This is a genomic window from Methylobacterium mesophilicum (assembly GCF_036441335.1).
GTDB lineage: Bacteria > Pseudomonadota > Alphaproteobacteria > Rhizobiales > Beijerinckiaceae > Methylobacterium > Methylobacterium mesophilicum_B.
Genome location: NZ_MLBW01000028.1, coordinates 26675 through 45887, shown reverse-complemented (window position 1 = coordinate 45887; position 19213 = coordinate 26675). Strand labels below are relative to the sequence as shown.

Annotated in this window: 16 protein-coding genes and 1 pseudogene; 8 read left to right on the top strand and 9 right to left on the bottom strand. The window is 73.1% G+C overall.

The window, feature by feature from the left end:
• Positions 1-25: 25 nt before the first annotated feature.
• Complete coding sequence (locus tag MMR14E_RS18370) at positions 26-2155, bottom strand: TonB-dependent receptor (protein WP_331316231.1); 2130 nt, start codon at positions 2153-2155, stop codon at positions 26-28.
• Positions 2156-2667: 512 nt separating this feature from the next.
• On the opposite strand from MMR14E_RS18370, the gene MMR14E_RS18365 reads away from it, so the two are divergent.
• The 3 genes from MMR14E_RS18365 to MMR14E_RS18355 all read left to right on the top strand — a co-directional run bounded on the left by MMR14E_RS18365 (position 2668) and on the right by MMR14E_RS18355 (position 6872).
• Positions 2668-3648, top strand: a complete 981-nt coding sequence (locus MMR14E_RS18365; protein WP_331316229.1) for a hydroxyacid dehydrogenase — start codon at positions 2668-2670, stop codon at positions 3646-3648.
• 300 nt (positions 3649-3948) lie between these two features.
• Positions 3949-6294 carry an Orn/Lys/Arg decarboxylase N-terminal domain-containing protein gene (locus tag MMR14E_RS18360; RefSeq protein WP_331316228.1) on the top strand — a complete coding sequence of 782 codons (2346 nt, stop codon included), beginning with the start codon at positions 3949-3951 and terminating at the stop codon, positions 6292-6294.
• Entirely contained in the window at positions 6294-6872 is a 579-nt protein-coding gene (locus MMR14E_RS18355) for a GNAT family N-acetyltransferase (RefSeq protein ID WP_012321323.1), read from the top strand. The genes MMR14E_RS18360 and MMR14E_RS18355 overlap by 1 nt, the downstream gene beginning before the upstream one ends.
• Before the next feature lie 163 nt (positions 6873-7035).
• Here the strand turns inward: MMR14E_RS18355 and MMR14E_RS18350 are convergent, their stop codons facing one another.
• Genes MMR14E_RS18350 through MMR14E_RS18340 form a run of 3 tightly spaced genes read right to left on the bottom strand, consistent with a single transcriptional unit; the run spans position 7036 to position 8847 of the window.
• A complete protein-coding gene (locus MMR14E_RS18350; RefSeq protein ID WP_331316225.1) occupies positions 7036-7608 on the bottom strand; it encodes a YceI family protein in 573 nt (190 codons plus the stop codon).
• Positions 7605-8210 (bottom strand): cytochrome b, encoded by a 606-nt coding sequence (locus tag MMR14E_RS18345; protein ID WP_331316222.1) that lies wholly within the window; start codon positions 8208-8210, stop codon positions 7605-7607. Before MMR14E_RS18345 ends, MMR14E_RS18350 begins: the two co-directional genes overlap by 4 nt.
• 16 nt (positions 8211-8226) lie before the next feature.
• Positions 8227-8847, bottom strand: a complete 621-nt coding sequence (locus MMR14E_RS18340) for a YceI family protein (protein WP_331316220.1) — start codon at positions 8845-8847, stop codon at positions 8227-8229.
• Between the two features lie 101 nt (positions 8848-8948).
• Here MMR14E_RS18340 and MMR14E_RS18335 point away from each other — a divergent pair, with 101 nt between their 5' ends.
• The 3 genes from MMR14E_RS18335 to MMR14E_RS18325 all read left to right on the top strand — a co-directional run bounded on the left by MMR14E_RS18335 (position 8949) and on the right by MMR14E_RS18325 (position 10949).
• Positions 8949-9905 (top strand): LysR family transcriptional regulator, encoded by a 957-nt coding sequence (locus tag MMR14E_RS18335; RefSeq protein ID WP_331316218.1) that lies wholly within the window; start codon positions 8949-8951, stop codon positions 9903-9905.
• A 177-nt stretch (positions 9906-10082) separates the two neighbouring features.
• Positions 10083-10445 (top strand): hypothetical protein, encoded by a 363-nt coding sequence (locus MMR14E_RS18330; protein ID WP_331316216.1) that lies wholly within the window; start codon positions 10083-10085, stop codon positions 10443-10445.
• 252 nt (positions 10446-10697) lie between these two features.
• Complete coding sequence (locus MMR14E_RS18325) at positions 10698-10949, top strand: hypothetical protein (RefSeq protein WP_331316215.1); 252 nt, start codon at positions 10698-10700, stop codon at positions 10947-10949.
• A gap of 48 nt (positions 10950-10997) precedes the next feature.
• Here MMR14E_RS18325 and MMR14E_RS18320 read toward each other — a convergent pair whose 3' ends face one another.
• The 3 genes from MMR14E_RS18320 to MMR14E_RS18310 all read right to left on the bottom strand — a co-directional run bounded on the left by MMR14E_RS18320 (position 10998) and on the right by MMR14E_RS18310 (position 13214).
• Positions 10998-11453 carry an SRPBCC domain-containing protein gene (locus tag MMR14E_RS18320; RefSeq protein WP_331316213.1) on the bottom strand — a complete coding sequence of 152 codons (456 nt, stop codon included), beginning with the start codon at positions 11451-11453 and terminating at the stop codon, positions 10998-11000.
• 139 nt (positions 11454-11592) lie between these two features.
• Positions 11593-11886 carry a hypothetical protein gene (locus MMR14E_RS18315; RefSeq protein WP_331316212.1) on the bottom strand — a complete coding sequence of 98 codons (294 nt, stop codon included), beginning with the start codon at positions 11884-11886 and terminating at the stop codon, positions 11593-11595.
• A 41-nt stretch (positions 11887-11927) separates the two neighbouring features.
• Complete coding sequence (locus tag MMR14E_RS18310; RefSeq protein ID WP_331316210.1) at positions 11928-13214, bottom strand: allantoate amidohydrolase; 1287 nt, start codon at positions 13212-13214, stop codon at positions 11928-11930.
• Positions 13215-13698: 484 nt separating this feature from the next.
• On the opposite strand from MMR14E_RS18310, the gene MMR14E_RS18305 reads away from it, so the two are divergent.
• Positions 13699-14265 (top strand): PAS domain-containing protein, encoded by a 567-nt coding sequence (locus MMR14E_RS18305; protein WP_331316208.1) that lies wholly within the window; start codon positions 13699-13701, stop codon positions 14263-14265.
• Between the two features lie 13 nt (positions 14266-14278).
• On the opposite strand, the gene MMR14E_RS18300 is transcribed toward MMR14E_RS18305, so the two are convergent.
• Both MMR14E_RS18300 and MMR14E_RS18295 read right to left on the bottom strand, forming a co-directional pair.
• Positions 14279-14713 (bottom strand): heme-binding protein, encoded by a 435-nt coding sequence (locus tag MMR14E_RS18300; RefSeq protein WP_331316206.1) that lies wholly within the window; start codon positions 14711-14713, stop codon positions 14279-14281.
• 284 nt (positions 14714-14997) lie between these two features.
• Positions 14998-15954: pseudogene (locus MMR14E_RS18295) on the bottom strand (DEAD/DEAH box helicase); the annotation flags it as partial.
• A gap of 361 nt (positions 15955-16315) precedes the next feature.
• On the opposite strand from MMR14E_RS18295, the gene MMR14E_RS18290 reads away from it, so the two are divergent.
• On the top strand, positions 16316-19174 hold the full coding sequence (locus MMR14E_RS18290; protein WP_331316203.1) for a PAS domain-containing protein: 2859 nt from the start codon (positions 16316-16318) through the stop codon (positions 19172-19174).
• Positions 19175-19213: the final 39 nt, after the last annotated feature.

The window sequence follows — 19213 nt, the reverse complement described above, 5'->3', positions numbered from 1 at the left end:
CCCGGCGCGGCCGCGCCGGTCCGGCTCAGAGATCCACCGCCATCGACAGCAGGTAGGTGCGCGGCGCGCCCTGGAAGAAGGTGCCGAACGAGGCGACCCCGGTCCAGTACCGCGCGTCGGTCACGTTGAGGACGCTGGCCCGGAAGGTCGTCGGCCGCCCGGCGACGCGCGTCGTGTAGCGCAGGCCGAGGTCGAGGCGCGCCCAGTCCGGCAGGGCCTGGGTGTTCGCGAGGTCGACGAACTGTCGCCCGGTATAGATGACCGCGCCGTTGAGCGTCAGGCCGGGCAGCCCGGGCAGGTCCCACTCGGCCCCCAGGCTCGCCTGGACCTCCGGCACGCCGATCGGCCGGTGCCCACGATTGGCGGCGAGCGCCGTCCTGACGAGGCGTCCGTCCAGCAGGGTCACGCCGCCGACCAGCCGGACCTGCGGGGTGATCGCGCCGAACAGGTTCAGCTCGAGCCCGCCGACGCGCTGCTCGGCGGTCGCCGCGAAGCGCCCCTGCGGGCCGAGCTCGCCCGCGGGCTTGGTGATCCGGAAGGCGCCGAGCGTGGCGCCGAACTGGCCGAGATCGAGCTTCACGCCGGCCTCGACCTGCCGGGCCACGTAGGGGGCCAGGATCGTGCCGGAATTGGTCGCCACCGCCGGGGCCACGTCGCCGCGGCTCAGGCCCTCGATGTAGTTGCCGTAGAGCGAGACCGAATCCCAGGGCCGCACCACGAGGCCGACCATCGGTGTCGTGGCGCTCCTGTCGTAGGACGAGGCCAGCGTACCGACATTCGACACGTAGTTGTGCGCCTCCACGCGCTGGCGGCGCACGCCCAGGGTCAGCAGGACGCGCTCGTCGAGGGCCGACAGCGTGTCGGCCACCGCGATCCCCGACAGGGTGCTGTCGGACAGGCGGGGCCGGCCGACGCCGTAGATCGGCGCGATGTACGGGACGAGGGCCGGCGCGTAGAGGTTCGACAGGTAGGCGCCCCGGCCGGGCGAGAACCGCCGTCCCGTCGCCTCGTCGTACACGGAGCCCTGCACCGTCAGGGCGTGGCGGATGAAGCCGGTCTCGAACCGGGCCCGGACGCCGCCGTCGTAGGTGAGCCGGTCGACGTTCAGGGCGTAGAATTGCGGCGTGCTGGTCGTGTCGCCGCGGCCGTTGAGGATCGTCGGCGCCGACTGGAAGTAGCGCTCCACCCCGGTCTGCCCGCCGCCGACATCCGCGAACAGCGTGACCTGATCGGTCAGGTCGTACTCGGTGCGCAGCAGGCCGCCGCGATCGTCGACGTCCGAGTATTCCCAGGGCTGGGTCAGGTTCAGGCGGCCGTCGGGCGCCCGCGGCACGGGCACGCCGGCCCGCAGGAGGAACGGGCGCAGCGGCGCGTCGAAGCGGTCGGTCTGCGCCAGCAGGTAGAGCCACGCGCGGAACCGGTCGCCCTGGTAGTCGAGGGCGAGGGCCCCGACGCCGGTCGTCTCGGTCTGGCGGTCGAAGGGCGTGGCGCCGCCGTGCAGGCTGCCGACGACGCGGGCCCCCCATTCCCGGCCCGGCCCCCAGCGGCGGGCGACGTCGACCTGGCTGCCGCCCCAGGCGGACGAGCCGTAATCCAGTGTGACGCGGGTCAGGTCCGCGCCGGCCCGCTTGGGCACGATGTTGACCACGCCGCCGACCGCGCCGTTCGGCGACACGCCGGTGAGGGCGGCGGACGGCCCCTTCAGGACCTCGATGCGCTCCACGTAGTCGGTGAAGATGCGGAAGCTCGGGGCGATGCCGTAGAGGCCGTCGAAGGCGACCTCGCCGCTGGTGTTCTCGTTGGACGGGAAGCCCCGGATGGAGAAGGAATCGAACGGCGCCCCCGTGGTCTGGGTGGCGCGCACCGACGGGTCGAGGACCAGGGCTTCGGACACCGTCCGCGCCTGCCGGTCCCGGACGAGCGTGTCGGTGTAGCTCGCGATGCTGAAGGGCGCCTTCTGCGTCTCGGTATCGCCCAGCAGGCCGAGGCGCCCGCCCCGCGCCACCTGACCGCCGGCATAGGCCGGGACCGGGCCGCGCGGCCCGGCCGCGCTCGCGACCGAGAGCTCGTCGAGCTGGACGTCCCGCCCCGCCCCGGCCTCCTCGGCGCGGGCGGCGTGCAGCCCGGCCCCGACGAAGCCCAGCAGGACGGCCATCGGGAGAACCGGCCGGGCCGCGCGCCGCCGGCGCCGGGTCCACGCGGAAGCAGGCACTGAGAAGTCGTGGGACCGCATTGTCGTGACGAAGGCTCCGAATCACGGAGCAAGGCAGCAAATATCTCTACATGTGTCAAAAATACATTTGGAGTAATTACAATTCTACTCGGATCAGGCCGGACGGATCTGCGCGATCGACATTGAGTGCGCTCTAAACTGACTTCCTTCGTCGAACGACATCTCTATCAGGGCTTCGACCATCATCGCACGGTCGAGTCGGCGCTTTCGCGGAAGGCCGGGCCGGATCTCGGCCGAGACGCGCGGCCGGGATCGTCGGGCCGGGCGGGGCGCGCGGGGCTCGACCCGGCCGCGATCGGGTGTGGATCGTGCGCGTCCGATCGGGTCGCCGCGGCGGGGACCGGGGCGCCCGGTTGCCAGGGTTGCCCACCCCGCCTAGACGGGCCCGGCGCGAATTTTGCCCGTCACCCCTCCTCTTGTGCAGAGGTTTCCCCGTGATCACCGGTCCGTGCCTCATCGTCCAGCCGATCCACGCGGCGGGCCTCGACCGGTTGCGCGCGGCCGGGCTGGAGCCCCGCCCGGCGAGCGGGACCGATCCCGGGACGCTGGCCCGCGAGGTCGCCGACTGCGTCGCCGTCGTCACCCGCAACACCGGCTTCCCGGCCCGCGCCATCGCGGCGGCGCCGGCCCTGCGGGTGATCGGCGTGCACGGCACCGGCACCGACCACGTCGCCACCGCCGAGGCGACCGGGGCCGGGATCGTCGTGGTCAACACGCCCGGCGCCAACGCCGTCTCGGTGGCCGAGCAGACGCTGGCGCTGATCTTCGCCCTGGCCAAGGCCCTGCCGGAGGCCGACCGCTCGGTCCGGGCCGGCGACGACAGCTTCAAGTTCACCGCCCGGCTGGTCGAGCTCGCCGGCCTGACGCTGGGCCTCGTCGGCTTCGGGGCGATCGGGCAGGCGACCGCCCGGCTCGCCGGCGCCCTGGGCCTGCGGGTGCTGGCCTACGGCCCGAGCCGCCCGGACGCCGATTTCGCCAATGCCGGCGCCCTGCGGGCCGCCTCGGTCGACGCGCTCCTGGCGGAGTCCGACATCGTCTCCCTGCACGTGCCGCTGACCCCGGGCACCCGCGGCCTGATCGGCCGGGACCAGCTCGCCCGGATGAAGCGGGACGCCTTCCTGATCAACACCAGCCGCGGCGGCCTGATCGACGAGGCGGCCCTGGTGGAGGCGCTGGAGGCCGGCACGATCGCGGGCGCCGGGCTCGACGTCTTCGCCCAGGAGCCGCTGCCGGTCGACCACCCGCTGGCCCGCCAGCCCCGGGCGATCCTGACGCCCCATGTCGGCGGCTCCACCGGGGCGGCCCTGATCCGCACCGCCGAGACCGCCGCGGCCCGCGTGGTCGACGTCCTCGCCGGCCGGCGGCCGGGCGGGCTGGTCAACCCGGACGTCTGGGAGCGGCGGCGCGGGGTGTGATGGCCCCCCTCTCTCCCGTGCGGGAGAGGGTTGGGGAGAGGGACGAGAGGCTTCGGGATCGGGCACCCGATCGACGCGATTCCAGGGGGAAGCCTCGTCCGGTGAGGTCTCACCCCTCACCCTGTCCCTCTCCCGCACGGGAGAGGGGACCCGCGGCCGATCCTGACGGCGCGGCCGTCGTGGCCGGCCCGGATCACGGTGTTTCGTCCGGACCGCGACCGCCCGCCGCGCGCCGTGTCATGCAATCGTCGCAGACGGGCCGGAAAGCCACCCGCTGCATCCGAGGCCAGAGAGGGCTCCATGGACTTCCACCGCCGCTTCACGGTCCTGATGTGCGCCCCGGCCTTCGACCCGGACGATCTCGAGGGCGCGCGCGTCAACCAGATCGTGGCGGCCGTGGAGCAGCGCGGCTTCGAGGTGGTGCGCGCCCGGCGCGTCGAGGACGCGGCCATCGCGGTCCAGACCGATGCCGCGGTCGGCTGCCTCGTGGTCGACTGGGGCAAGCGCGGCCTCGACGGCAAGGCCGCCGCCCTCATCGACATGATGCGCCGGCGCGGCCTGGAGATGCCGATCGTCATCATGGTGCGCCGCAAGCGGCTGGAGGACATCCCGGTCGAGCTCCTCGACTTCATCGACGGCTACATCTTCCTCGCGGAGGAGACGCCGGAATTCATCGCCCGCGGCCTCGTCAGCCGGGTCACGCAGTACGCCGAGACGCTCAAGACGCCGTTCTTCGGCGCGCTCGTCGACTACGCCGAGAAGGGCAACCAGCTCTGGACCTGCCCGGGCCACAACGGCGGCATCTTCTACAACCGCTCGCCGATCGGCCGGATCTTCGTGGAGCACCTCGGCGAGGCGATCTTCCGCGACGACCTCGACAATTCGGTCCTCGACCTCGGCGACCTCCTGACCCACGAGGGACCGGCGCTGAAGGCCCAGAAGGAGGCCGCCAAGATCTTCGGGGCGGAGAAGACCTACTTCGTCCTCAACGGCACCTCCGCCTCCAACAAGATCGTCCTGTCCTCCCTGGTGGCGGAGGACGACCTCGTCCTGTTCGACCGCAACAACCACAAGGCGGCCCACCACGGCGCCCTGTTCCTGGGCGGCGGCATCCCGATCTTCCTGGAGACCGACCGCAACGCCTACGGGCTGATCGGGCCGATCTTCCACGAGGCCCTGGACGAGACCCGGATCCGGGAGAAGATCCGCCGCAACCCGCTGGTGACCGACCCGGAGGCGTGGCGCCGGGAGCGGCCGTTCCGGGTCGCGGTGATCGAGCAGTGCACCTACGACGGCACGATCTACGACGCGCAAGCGATCCTGGAGAAGATCGGCCATCTCTGCGACTACATCCTGTTCGACGAGGCCTGGGCGGGCTTCATGAAGTTCCACCCGCTCTACGCGCGGCGCTTCGCCATGGGACTGACCGGCCTCGACGAGACCTCGCCCGGCATCGTCGCCACGCAGTCGACCCACAAGCAGCTCGCGAGCTTCAGCCAGGCCTCGCAGATCCACACCCGGGACGGGCACATCCGCGGCCAGACCCGGCGGGTCGAGCACAAGCGGCTCAACGAGAGCTTCCTCGTCCACGCCTCGACCTCGCCCTTCTACCCCCTGTTCGCCTCCCTCGACGTCGGCGCCCAGATGATGAAGGGGCGCTCGGGCATGATCCTGTGGGACGACACGATCCGGCTCGGGATCGAGTGGCGCAAGAAGGTCCGGGCGATCCGGCGCGAGTTCGAGGAGAACGAGCGCGATCCCGCGCGGCGCTGGTTCTTCGACCCCTTCGTGCCGGACGTGACGGTGAACGCCGACGGCGCCGAGGTGCCGTGGGAGAGCGTGCCGACCGACGAGCTCGCCGCCACGCCGCGCCACTGGGAGCTGAAGCCGGGCGCGCGCTGGCACGGCTTCACCCACGTGGCGCCGGGCTACGCCATCACCGACCCGAACAAGCTCACCGTGCTGACCCCGGGCTTCGACCGGCACACGGGGGCCTACGCCCAGCACGGCGTGCCGGCGCCGATCGTGGCGCAATACCTGCGTGAGAACCGGATCGTCGCCGAGAAGAACGACCTGAACTCGCTGCTCTTCCTGCTGACCCCGGGGGTCGAATCCTCCAAGGCCGGCACGCTGATCTCGGGCCTCGTCGCCTTCAAGCGGCTCCACGACGACAACGTCCCGCTGGAGGAGGCCATGCCGGAATTCGTCAACCGCCGGCCGAACCGCTACCGGGGCGTGCGCCTGCGCGACCTCTGCGGCGAGTTCCACGCCTTTCACCGGGAGGCCGGCACCTCGACGCTCCAGCGGCGCCAGTTCGCCCCCGAGCACCTGCCCGAGATGGTGATGCCGCCCAAGAAGGCCGCCCAGATGCTGACCCGCAACAAGGTCGATTACGTGCCGATCGCCGAGGCCGAGGGGCGGATCGCCACCACGCTGATGCTGGTCTACCCGCCGGGCATCGGCACCGTGCTGCCGGGCGAGCGGCTCGACGAGCGGGCCAAGCCCATGCTCGACTATTTCAAGATGTTCGAGGCCTCCGCCAACCTGTTCCCGGGCTTCGAGGCCGAGATCCAGGGCGTCTACCGCGAGGTCGAGCCGGACGGGCGGATCCGTTTCCACACCTACGTCGTGCGCGAGGGGGCCTGATGGAGATCGAGGTCGAGACGCCCGGCCCGGTCCCGGCCCGGTCCTGCCCCGACATCGTCATCCGCCCGTCCTCGGACGCCGATGTCGAGGCCATGGTGGCGATCTACGAGCACCACATCAGCCGGGGCGTCAGCGACGTCGGCGTCGCCGAGGAGGACCGGCTGCTCCCCGACGACCTGAAGCGGCGGCGCAAGACCATGCGCAAGAAGCGCCTGCCGCACCTCGTGGCCGACCGGGACGGCGCGGTGGCGGGCTACGCCTACGCGGTGCCGTTCCGGAAGCGGCCGGCCTACCGCTACACCCTCAAGCACTCGATCTACGTGCATCCCGACCACCTGCACGCGGGGATCGGCCGGCGGCTGCTGCCGGCCCTGATCGAGGCCTGCGCGGCGGGCGGCTACCGCCAGATGATCGGCTACATCGACGCCGAGAACGCGGCCTCCCTGCGGCTCCACGAGGCCTGCGGGTTCGAGCGGGTCGGCTACCTGCGGGCGGTGGGCTTCAAGTACGGCCACTGGTCGGACAGCGTCATGGTCCAGCGGGCGCTGGGCACCGGGTCGGAGGACCGGCCGGGGTAGCGGGCCGGGACCGGGCGGCCTCCGACGCCCGGCCGCCGTCCTCGCGAGCGTGGCGAAGCAATCCAGGAGCGCCACACGGACGGAGGGCGCGCTGCCCTGGGTCGCTTCGCTGCGCTCGCGAGGACGGAGCGCGTGACGTCCGAAGGATCCGACCGGGCGGGGATCAGTGGCCGGAGGCCGGCCGCGCCGCCGCGACGAGGTCGACCTCGACGCCGACGTCGAGCGCCACCCACTGGCCCGAGGCCCAGGCCCCCTGCCCGACGCCGAACTCTGTGCGGACGAGGCCGACGCGCCCCGCGGCGTGCGCCGTGCCGCCCTCGACGGTCAGGTGGAACGGCAGCGTCACCGGCCGGCTCGTGCCGCGGATCGTCAGCGTGCCGACGGCCGCGTAGTCGCCCTGCCCCTTGTCGACGAAGCGGGTCGCCTCGAAGCGCGCCTCGCTTCCTGCCTTGACGTCGAACCAGTCCTTCTGCGGCAGGGCCTCGTCGCGCTGGACGTCCCCGGTCCGCGCGCTCGCGAGGTCGACCAGCACGAGCGCGTGCCCCGCCTCGGGCTTGGCGGGGTCGAAATCGATGTCGGCCCTGAACCGCTCGAACCGTCCGGTGAAGGGCACGCCGACTTGCACACCCGAGAACCGGATCGCGCTCCTGGCGGGATCCACCGCCCACTCGGCGGCGGCGGCCGGCAGGGCGACAGCCTGCAGCGCCGCGAGCAGGCAGAGGTGACGCGCGTTCATCGGGTCGGCTCCACGGTGGCGGCGGTCGAGGCCGGGCGTCCCGGCAGCATGCGGCGCAGCACGTCGTCGTGCAGGAGGAGGTGGTGGCGCAGGGCCGCCGCCACGTGGACGGCGAGCAGCGCCGCCAGGAACCACGCCCCCAGGGCGTGGACCCGCTTCAGGATCCCCTCGGCGGCGGCGGGGTCGGGAACGAGGCCCGCGAGTGGCAGGTGCGGCCAGGGCACGATCCCGTAGAGCACTGTCGGGATGTTGAACGGCGACAGCGAGACCACGGCCCAGCCGGTCAGCGGCAGCCCGACGAGGAGCAGGTACAGCAGGTGATGGGCCGCCGCAGCCGCCCGACGCTCCCGCGCCGGCATCCCGGCCGGGTGCGGCGGCGGCCGGTGGGTCAGGCGCCAGAGGACCCGCAGGGCCGTCAGCGCCAGCACGGTGATCCCCACCGACTTGTGCCACTGGTAGAGCTGGAACTGGCGCAGCGGCGCCAGGGCCGCGTGCGTCATGGTCAGGCCGAGGCCGATCAGGACGAGCACGCCCAGCGCGCTCGCCCAGTGCAGCAGGATCGCCACGGCGGAGTACCGCCGCGCGGAAACCCCTCGCGCCATGGCGGATCCTCCCGGGTCAGTCCTGCTTCTCGAAGGCGCCCGCGATGGTGAGGTGCAGCTCGTCGCCGATCAGCGGCACGTAGGTCTTCACCCCGAACTCGGACCGCTTGAGCGTGCCGGTAGCCTCGAAGCCGACCGTGTACTTCTTGCTCAGCGGGTTCACGCCGGCGCCGACCAGGGTCACGTCGAGGGTCACCGGCTTGGTCACGCCGTGGAGCGTCAGGTCGCCCGTCACCTTCGCGTGGTCCTTGCCGGCCGGCGCGACCTTGGTGGACACGAAGGTCATGTCGGGGAACTTGGCGGCGTCGAGCCACTGGTCGCCCTTGAGCTCGTCGGTGAGCTTGGCGCTGGTGGTCGTCACCGAGGCGACCGGGATCTTCACCGAGAGCTTGGCGGCGGCCGGGTTCTTCGGCTGCAGCTCCAGCGTGCCGGACACGTCCGAGAAGCCGCCGGCGTAGTTCGAGAAGCCCATGTGGGAGACGCGCCAGCCGACCTGGGTGTGGCCGGGATCGACCGCGTAGGTGCCGGCCCGGATCTGCGCCGGATCGCGGGTCGGCGGGGTCTGGGCCAGCGCGGGGGCGGCGACCGGGGCGGCGACCAGCAGGGCCAGAAGGCCGGAGGCGAGAATCGACTTCAAGGGTGTCTCCTGCAGAGCAGACGGCCGAGCGCGATTCGCTGCGCCGCAGCCGCCGTGTAGACCCGTTCACGGCACCGGTTGAGCCTGCTATCCGGAACCCCATGGTTGCGAGAACGGAAACCTTCGGGGGCGGGCTCGACGATGTGCGGGCCTTCTGCGCCGTCGTGGATCGCGGCACGGTGACGGCCGCCGCCGCGGCGCTGCAGGAGACCAAGGGCAGCGTCAGCCGGCGGATCTCCCGCCTGGAGCGGGCGCTGGGCGTCCGGCTGATGGCCCGCACCTCCCGGGCGGTCTCGCCGACCGCCGAGGGCCTCGCCTTCTACGCCAAGGCCCAGGAGAGCCTGACGCTCCTCGACGAGGCGGCCGAGACCGCCCGGGACGCCCGCACGGTGCCGGCCGGCCACCTGCGGATCACGACCTCGATCGATTTCGGGATCGAGGTGATGCCCGAGATCGTCGCGAGCTTCCGGGCCGCCTACCCGCAGATCACCGTGGAGATGCTCAACACCGACGCGCGCCTCGATCTCGCGGCCAACCGGATCGACCTCGCCCTGCGGCTGGGCGGGGCGGAGGAGACCGGCTACCGCGCGATGGTCCTCGCGACCCTGGCGCTCGCGCTCTACGCCGCCCCCGCCTATCTGGAGCGCCGCCCGGCCCCGGCGGAGCTCGCCGATCTGCGCGACCACGACCTGATCCTCGCGCGGGAACGGATCGGCACGGCCGGGCTGACCCTCTCCGACGGGCAGGGCCGCACGGAGCCGCTGTCCGTGAGCCCGGCGATCCGGGTCAGCGACTTCGCGACCGCGCTCCGGCTGACCCTGGCGGGCGCCGGGATCGGCCATCTCCCGAGCCTCGTGGCCGCCCGGGCCGTGGAGGAGGGGCAGATCGTGCGCGTGCTCAGCCCCTGGGCGACGCGCAGCAGCCGGCTCCGCGCCGTCACCCTGGCGGGGCGCGAGCTGCCGGCCCGCGTCCAGGTCTTCCGCGAGCATGTCCGGACCGTGCTGGCCTCGCGGGGCTGCCCCCGTGACGTCGCGGAACTCGACGGCGAATACAGATAAATAGATTTGTTTGTCTGTATATGCGCTCTACAGACGTCTATATCGATAAATTTTTACGGGATATCGTAGCGTCCGGTTGAGGCGCGGCGCGCATGCTGCGCCGCAGCGGCAAAATCGGCCGCCCGGTCGGCGCCCCACGGGGTCCGGCCCGCAGCGTGTCACGTCTGGATATCGGTCATGTCCCTCCGCAGCCGGTGCCTGCGCGCCGTCGTGTTCGCCGGGATCCTGGCGCTGGTCGGGATGGGCATCAGCCTCGGGACGGCCCGGGCCTCGCTGCCGGCCACGACCCGGATCGTGCTGCAGAAGGGGGGCCGGTACATGCCGACCGACCTGTACCTGCGCCGCGGCGACACCGTCGCCCTGCGCAACGGCGACGCGCGCCTGACCCACCACGCCTTCATCGAGGCGGAGCGGTTCTCGTTCGATGCCGGCACTCAGGAGCCCGGCGCCGAGACGCGCCTGACCCTGGCCGAACCGGGGGATTTCGTCATCCAGTGCGGCATTCACCCGAAGATGAAGCTCACACTCCACGTCGAGTAGGGCTCCGGCCCCGCGATCGCCTCAGCCGTCGCGGCCGAAGCCGAGACCGCGGATGATGTCGCCGATCGGATCGATCTTCTGCGACGGGGCGGCCGCGGGCGCGGGCTGCGGCGCCGCGGCGGTGGCGGTGGCGGTGGTCGGCCGGTCGGATTCGGCGGTGCGGACCAGCGCGGGCCCGGCAGTGCGCGCCGCGCAACCCCCCGCCCGGCACCGCGCCTTGCCGCGACCGATTCCGGCGGCGTATCAGCACCTATGGCCAAGCGCATCAAGTCGAGACCGCAGGAGCGGGGCTCCGTCCTGTTCGATATCGTCTTCACGGACGGGTCCCGGGCCTCGAACCGGCGCGTCCCGGCCGAGATCCTCGGCGGCCTCGACGGCGACGAGCCCGCCCGTCAGCTCATCGCCGAGCAGGAGGGGGAGATCGCCCGCAAGGCCGGGCGGCCCGAACGCGCGATCGAGAGCCTGACCCGCTCGCCGATCGTCAGGCCGAAGCCGGTCGCCTGACCGGGCGGACCGGAGCGATCGCGGGCGGCCGACAGCGACCGGGCGCGGTCAGGCGCTCTCGGCCAGCCGGCGCGCGACCTCCTCGCGCAGGGCCTCGTTCATCGCGGCGAACCGGGCCTGCATGCGGGTCCGCAGCCACGGGAACAGGCCGGGGGCGAGCAGGCCCGCGACGGTCTCGGCCTGGACGAGGCGGACCCCGTCGGCGGTCTCGGTGATCCGGACCTCGTGCTCGCCGATGAGCAGGGGCGGCATCGGGATGCCGCCGCGCCACGTGAGCCGCCGGCCGGGCTCCCAGCAGGTCACCGTCACCTCGCGCGCCCGGTAGGCGCGGCCGTTCAGGGTCCGCTCCAGGCGCCAGCGCGCGCCCTCGCGCAGGCGGCCCTCCGCCTTGCGGATGTACGGGTTCCACGCCGGGTAGGAATCCAGATCCGTCAGCACCGACCAGACCAGTCCGGCCCGCGCGGGGATCGCGATCTCCGTGCTGCTGATCCGAGCGCCCGTCATCCGTCCCTCCCGGCGGTCCGGCGACCGTTCGCGCCGGCCGCTCCCGCTCTCCGAGAACGCGCACCGCCCACCCTGCGGTTCAGACCGCGGTTCGGGCCGCAGTTCTGCCGGCGGTTCAGCCGCCGCGCCGGCGCGCGGCTCAGTCCGCGCCCTCGACCACCTCCAGCGCCCGCAGGATGGCGAAGCCGATCCGCTCGGCCTCGGCCTCCGCGTCGGCGGGGACCAGCGCCACGGTCTCGACTCCCGGCTCGTCCTCGGGCCCGACCACGATCCGGATGACGTCGCCCTCGGCCGCCGACGGGTCGTGGATCAGGCCGACCCGGTGGCCGGCCCCCGTGCCGAACACGCGCAGGGGCGCCTGGCCCGGATCGGGCTCCGGCGCCGGATTGCGGGGGACGCCGAAGGCGGGGCGGATGACGTTGTCGTCGGACATGCGGGAACCCAGACTCCGTTCGTGCGCGGTCGGCGCCGCGCTCAGGCCGGCCCGGTCCGGGCGCCGGCGAGGCCCGCCGTCGCCAGCACCGCGTCGGCGAGAACCTCCAGTCCGGCCCCGGCCCAGGCCGGCGTGATGCTCTCGGCCTCGTTGTGGCTGATCCCGCCGTGGCAGGGGCAGAACACCAGGGCCGCCGGCACCGCGCGGGCGCAGTAGACGGCGTCGTGGTAGATCGCGGTCGGCATCCGCGTCCAGGCATGGCCCCGCGCCTCGGCCGCCGCCTGGACGCGGTCCACCAGGACCGGGTCGAACGGCGTCGGCGGCGCCCGCCAGAACTCCGCGACCTGGATGGCGACGCCGCGCGCCGCCGCCAGGGCGTCGGCCCGGGCCCGGATCTGCGCTCCCATCGCCTCCAGCTGCGCGGTGTCGCCGTGGCGGGTGTCGAGGCTGAACCAGACCCGGCCGGGCGTGATGTTGCGGCTCGCCGGCTCCGCCCGCAGCACCCCGACGGTGGCGCGGCCGCGCTCCCCGCCCGCGCCGACCGCCGCCTCCGCGATGCCCTCGAGCGACGCGATCAGCGCCGCCGCGGCCATCATGGCGTCGCGCCGGCCCGCCATGGGGCTGCCGGCATGGGCCTCCTCGCCCAGCACCGTGATCTCGTACCAGATCTGGGCGAGGGCCCGGTCGACCACCCCGATGGTGAGGCCGGCCTCCTCCAGGCGCTTGCCCTGCTCGATGTGGAGCTCGAAATAGGCGCCGATCTCCCGCAGGGCGGCCGGGTCCGCCGCGCCCTGCCAGCCGATGCGCCGCAGCTCGTCGCCGAAGGCGTGGCCCGCGAGGTCCCGGGTGGCCAGGATGTCGGCCTCCGGGACGATGCCCATGGCGACGCCGCTGCCGCTCATCGGCGGCGCGAAGCGCGCGCCCTCCTCGTTGCACCAGTTGATCAGCAGGAGCGGCGCCTCGGTCTCGATCCCGGCCTCGTGCAGGGCGCGCATGATCTCCAGCCCGGCGAGGACACCGAGGGGGCCGTCGAACTTGCCCCCCGTGGGCTGGGTGTCGAGGTGGCTGCCGATGGCGACCGGCTTCCGGCCCGGATCGCGCCCGGGCCGGTGGAACACCATGGTGCCGACCCGGTCCACGGTGAGCGTCAGCCCCGCCGCCTCGCCCCAGCGCCGGAACAGGGCGCGCCCCTCGGCGTCGCGGTCGGTCAGGGCCTGCCGGTCGTTGCCGCCGTTGGGCAGCGCGCCGATCCGGGCGAGGTCCATCAGGCTGGCCCAGAGTCGGTCCTGCGAGAGCGGGAGGTTGGTGCGGTCCATCGTGCGATCCATCCTGCGCCCCATCCGGCGGCCCACGGCGCCTCTGCTGCGGGCCTCTCCGGCCGAATGCCTACCGGAAGATGCAGGTTACGGCGCAGCGACGACCCGCACCAGGGCAGGCCCGGCGCGGATCCCGTGTCGGTCGAAGGCTGGCGGCGCGGGCGCCCCTCGGCGCGCGCCAATCCCCGGGCCGAAGTGCGGATTTCTGCCGGATCGCGGCGTCTACCGATCATTTGTGATCGAACTGTCCCGCCGCAGCGCTGTGAATCCGACCTTTGTGCCGGGCCGGGACGGCCGAGGATTGTCGAGTACGGGATTGTCCGGAGTCGAAGTCTCGATCATCCGCAATGCAACCCGGTGGCGGGAGGCCGCGGCGGCGTGTCAGAAGCCATTCGCGCATCCGATACTGGACTTCGGGCTCGCGGACAGCATGTGTTGCGGGTCAGTCTGTCCGCCATTGTACAATCGTCGATTGTAGCCAGTTCGGAGGGGTTTCATGGTGCTGGCTTCCACGGCCGCCTCTGCCCTGCAGGCGGCCGGATTCGTCGGGATCTGGGATACGGACGTTCGGGCTGGCCGGTCCGTGCTGGATACGGGCGCGGCGTCGCTGATGGCGGGGGATCCGGGGCTCGCCGGGACGCCGCTGCCGCTGGACGCCGCCCTCGGCCGCATCCACCCGGCGGACCGGGACTGGGTGTTCGGCCGGATCCGCCACGTCCGCCAGACCGGCGGCCCGGTCTCGCTGGAGTTCCGCGTCGTGACCGGGACGGGCGAGACCCGCTGGATCCTCAACCGCGGCTGCCTGACGGCCGATCCGGACGGCCTGCTGCACGGGCGCGGCGCCTATATCGACGTCACGGACCTCCACCGGCACGGGATCCAGACCGGGGTGATGGAGGGGGAGGTGGGCGGCGCGGCGGGTGGCGCTGACCTGAACGCCGCGGCCGATCACGGCATCCAGATCCACGCCGCGCTGGAGCGCCACGGCGATCCCTTCCTGCGCTCGGTCTCGGGGATGCTGCTCCTGGGGATCGGCCGCGCGCTGGCGCGGCGCGACCCCTGAGAGGCCCGGCGGCTCAGGTCCGCCAGGGATGGGCCGGCAGCTCGGTCCGGCCGATGGCCTTGGCGCCGGCCTCCGCGACGGCGTGGTCGTTCTCCACCGTCGAACCGCTGACCCCGATGGCGCCCGACATGACGCCGTCGGCGTCGACGATCGGGATCCCGCCCGGGAAGGTGATCAGCCCGTCATTCGAGTGCTCGATCCCGTAGAGCGGTCCGCCCGGCTGGGACAGCTGGCCGATCTGGCCGGTCATCATGCCGAAGAACACCGAGGTCTTGGCCTTCTTGTGGGCGATGTCGATCGACCCGACCCAGGCATCGTCCATGCGGTGGAACGCCTTGAGGCTCCCGCCGGAATCGACCACCGCGATGCACATCTGGGTGCCGAGCTCCACGGCCTTCGCCCGGGCGGCCGCGATCGCCTTCTCGGCCTGCTCGATCGTCACGTGCATGGGACCCTCCCGTTCGCGTTGTTGGCGCGACAGCCTGTGACGGTTTGAAGCGGCCGATGCAAGATCAACCGCAGGTCGGCGGCGGGCGGCCCGGGCCGCCAGTCCGCGCCTCTGGTCCGCGCTTCTGGTCCGCGCTGTCAGCCCGCGCGCTCCCGGGCGGCGCGGATCCGCTCCAGGAGATCGGTCGCGAGCGCCGCGCAGGCGGCGGAATCCGGGCAGGGCCGCTTCCACACCACCCGCCCGTCGCGCAGCACGATCCCGGCCTCGGCGGCGATCGCGGTCAGCGGCCGGTCGGGNGCCTCGGTGGCGGTGAGCCGGCCGCGATCCGCCACGACGGCGCGCCACGCCTCCGGCGTCAGGTAGAGGCCGGCGCCGGGCCCCGCCGGCGCGTCGCGGGTCTTCAGCCGGCCCCGCGCCTCGTCCATCTGCTCGAAGAACGCGTCGATCCGGGCCTGCGTGCCGTCCTCGACCGCGAGGCGCGCCTCGGGCACGTAGTCGAGGAGCGTGACGAGGCGCGGGTAGTAGCGGTCCAGGCGGTGCTCCTGGCCGGTGAACGGCTCGAAGCTCTGGCCGGAGCCGGGCTCCAGGATGATCTCGGTCGCCGGGTCGATGACGAGGTCGTCGGCCTCCGCCAGGGAGCGCTGCGAGATCGGGTCGTAGGAGCGGATCGCGGTGACGCGCCCCCCCGCGTGCTCGATCCGGCAGGGCCGCGGCGCGGCGGCGGGGAACACCTCCACGGTGCGCCCGCGGACGGCGATCTCGCCGGGCTCGTCGACCCGCTCGTCGAGGATGTAGCCGAGGCGCTTGAGGTCAGCGGTCACGGCCGCGACGTCGAGGGGGTCGCCGACCCGCAGGGTCACGCGGGCCGAGGCCCAGGTCTCCGGCGGCGGCACCCGCTGCACGAGGGCGGGGGCGGTCGTCAGCACGAAGTCCGGCAGCGCGGCGCGGTCGGTCAGCCAGCGCATCACGGCGGCCCGGGCGCCCATCGTCGCCCGCGACGGCGAGGCGTGGTCGAAGGGCAGGCAGTCCCACTCGGGATAGACCGCGACCCGCGCGTCGGGATCGAGCGCCCGCAGGGTCGCGGCGAGCTCCTCGAGGCGGCGGGCGTCCCGGGCCACGTGCACCACCGGACCGTGCCCCTCGGCGAAGGCCAGGAGCGCCACCGCCAGGGCGCCGGTCGGCATCAGCGGCGCGTCCTCCAGCCCCTGCCGGGCGACCGCCTTCGTCCTGCGCTTGGCCATGCCTGATCCGAACCCATCCCTCGTGAGCCGGCAACGCCGCACCCGCCCGCGGGCTCCCGACCGCGGCGATCCGATCCACAGGGGCCGCTCGACAGGGGCCGCGCGACAGGGACCGCGCGACAGGGACCGTGCGGCGCCCGCCGGACCGCGTCGCGCGGCCGCGACGGGCGCCGCAGGAAGAGATCCCGTCGGGCCCCCGTCGCTCGGTCGGCCGCACCAGCAAGTCTTGGACGGTGAGCGTGTAGCCGCACCGCCGGGAACAATCCGGCGCGACTGTCGAGTATTGAACCATCGCGGAATGCTTGCGCTGGTCGCGCCGACGGACCTGTGATGCAGAGTTTCACTAGGGAGAAGCGGGAGCGTGGGCTATGACGGCCCCGTGTCGCCGAATGAGACAATACCCCGCCCGTCGGGTTTCGAGCCCCAGCACCCCCAGCGGCTCGCCGCCTTGCGCGCCTGCGCGATCCTCGACACGCCGCCGGAGCGCGCGTTCGACGAGATCGCCGAGATGGCCGCCCAGGCCTGCGGCACGCCGATGGCCCACATCAATTTCGTCGACGCCGACCGGCAGTGGATCAAGGCCGCCTTCGGCCACGCCGCGCGGACGATGCCGCTCGCGTTCGGCTTCTGCACCGAGGCCATGCGCGCGGACGGCGTCCTCGTGCTGCCCGACCTGGCCGCGGAGCCGGAGAGCGCCGCCAACCCCCTCGTGACCGGCGAGCCGCACCTGCGCTTCTACGCCGGCGTGCCCCTGGTGACGCCGGACGGTTGGGCGATCGGGACGCTCTGCGTCCTCGACCGCGTCCCGCGCACGCTCACCGACCAGCAGCGCTTCATCCTGACGGCGCTCGCCCGGACGGTGATGACGCAGCTCGAATCCCGGAACGCCGAGGCGGCCCTGCGGCGGAGCGAGGAGCGCTACCGCTCGCTGTTCACCTTCATCGATGCCGGCTTCTGCCTGATCGAGATGGAGTTCGCCGACGGCGACCGGCCCGTCGACTACCGCTTCCTGGAGGTCAACCCCGCCTTCGAGCGGCAGACCGGGCTGCGGGACCCGGTGGGCCGCCGGATGCGGGACCTCGCCCCCGACCACGAGCAGCACTGGTTCGACCTCTACGGCCGGGTCGCCCTGACCGGCGAGCCGGTCCGATTCGAGCAGGCCGCCGCGGCGCTGGGCCGCTGGTACGACGTGCACGCCTACCGGGTCGACGGGCCGGCGCGGAACCGCCTCGCGATCCTGTTCAACGACATCACCGAGCGCCGCCGGAGCGAGAACGCGCTGCGGGCCCGCGAGGCGGAGCTCCGGCTGGTCGCGGACGCGATGCCGGTCCTGATCGCCTTCATCGACCGCGACCTGACCTACCGGTTCGCGAACGCCGCCTACGAGGCCTGGACCGGCCAGGCGCCCGACGCCGTCGTCGGCCGGACCGTCGGCGACCTCCTCGGCCCCGGCGCGTTCGAGGCCCGACGCGCCGGCATCGAGCGGGCGCTCGACGGTCAGGAGGTCCGGGAGGAATGGGCCTGGACCTTCCCGGACGGGCAGGCCCGGATCGCCGACACCCGCTACCTCCCGCGCCGCGGTGCGGACGGACGCGTCGACGGGTTCTACGTCTTCGCCCACGACGTCTCCGAGCGGAAGCGGAACGAGGTCCTGCTCCAGTCCCGGGCGGAGCACCTGGAGGCGCAGGTCGCCGCCCAGACCCGCGACCGCGACCGGGTCTGGACGCTGTCGCCGGTGCTGAAGCTCGTCTCGGACCGGGCCGGGCAGGTCCAGTCGGTGAACCCCTCGTGGAGCCGGGCGCTCGGCTGGTCGGAGGCGGAGACGGTCGGGCGGCCGGCGCTGGACTTCCTCGCCCCCACCGAGCGCGCGGCGGCGGAGGCGGCGCTGCGCCCCCTCTGCGCGGACAGCCGGGTCGAGGATGTCGAACTGTCCTGCCTGACCCGCGCCGGCGACCGGCGGCGGGTGCTCTGGACCGTCGTGCCGGAGGACGGGCTGTTCTACGGCTTCGGGCGCGACATCACCGAGCAGCGCCAGGCCGAGGAGGCGCTGCGCCAGTCGCAGAAGCTCGAGGCCATCGGCCAGCTCACCGGCGGGGTGGCGCACGACTTCAACAACCTGCTGACCATCATCCGGTCCTCCGTGGAGTTCCTGCGCCGGCCCGACCTCGCCGAGGAGCGGCGCCGCCGCTACCTCGACGCCGTCTCCGACACCGTCGACCGCGCGGCCAAGCTCACCGGCCAGCTCCTCGCCTTCGCCCGGCGCCAGGCGCTGAAGCCCCAGGTGTTCGACATCGGCGCGCGCCTGCGCAGCATCGCCGACATGCTCGATTCGGTCACCGGCGCGCGCATCCGCGTGGTCATCGACCTGCCGCAGGCGCCCCGCTACGTGCGCGCCGACGAGAGCCAGTTCGAGACCGCGCTGATCAACATGGCGGTCAACGCCCGCGACGCCATGGACGGGGAAGGCAGCCTGACCCTGCGGCTGGAGGGCGACCGTCCGATGCCGTCGATCCGGGGGCATGCCGGCGCGCAGGGGCCGTTCGTGGCCGTGCGGGTCTCCGACACCGGCGCCGGCATCCCGGACGCGGATCTGGGGCGGATCTTCGAGCCGTTCTTCACAACCAAGGAGGTCGGGAAGGGCACCGGCCTCGGCCTGTCCCAGGTCATCGGCTTCGCCAAGCAGTCGGGCGGCGACATCGACGTGGCGAGCGCGCTCGGCCACGGCACCACCTTCACGCTCTACCTGCCGCAGGTCGAGGCGCCCGCCGCGACGTCCGAGGCCGGCCGCGAGGCCCGCCGGGCGGCGGAGCCGCGACGGGGCCTGTGCATCCTCGTCGTGGAGGACAATCTCGGGGTGGGGCGCTTCTGCACCCAGATCCTGGAGGATCTCGGCCACGCGCCGGTCTGGGCGAAATCCGCCGAGGAGGCGCTGGACGAGCTGCGCCGGGCGCCGGACCGGTTCGACGCGGTCTTCTCCGACGTGGTCATGCCGGGGATGGGCGGCTTCGCCCTAGCCCGGCAGCTCCGGACCCACCGTCCCGACCTGCCGGTGGTGCTGACCTCGGGCTACAGCCACGTCCTCGCCAAGGACGACGCGCACGGCTTCGCCCTCGTGCGCAAGCCCTACTCGGCCGAGCAGCTCGCCCAGGTCCTCTACGAGACGGCGCAACGGGGCGGGCGGCGGGCCTCTCCGGCTCGGCCCGACGCCGACGCCGATTAACAGTCTTCGCCATAATTCATCCGCGGACTGGACCGAAAT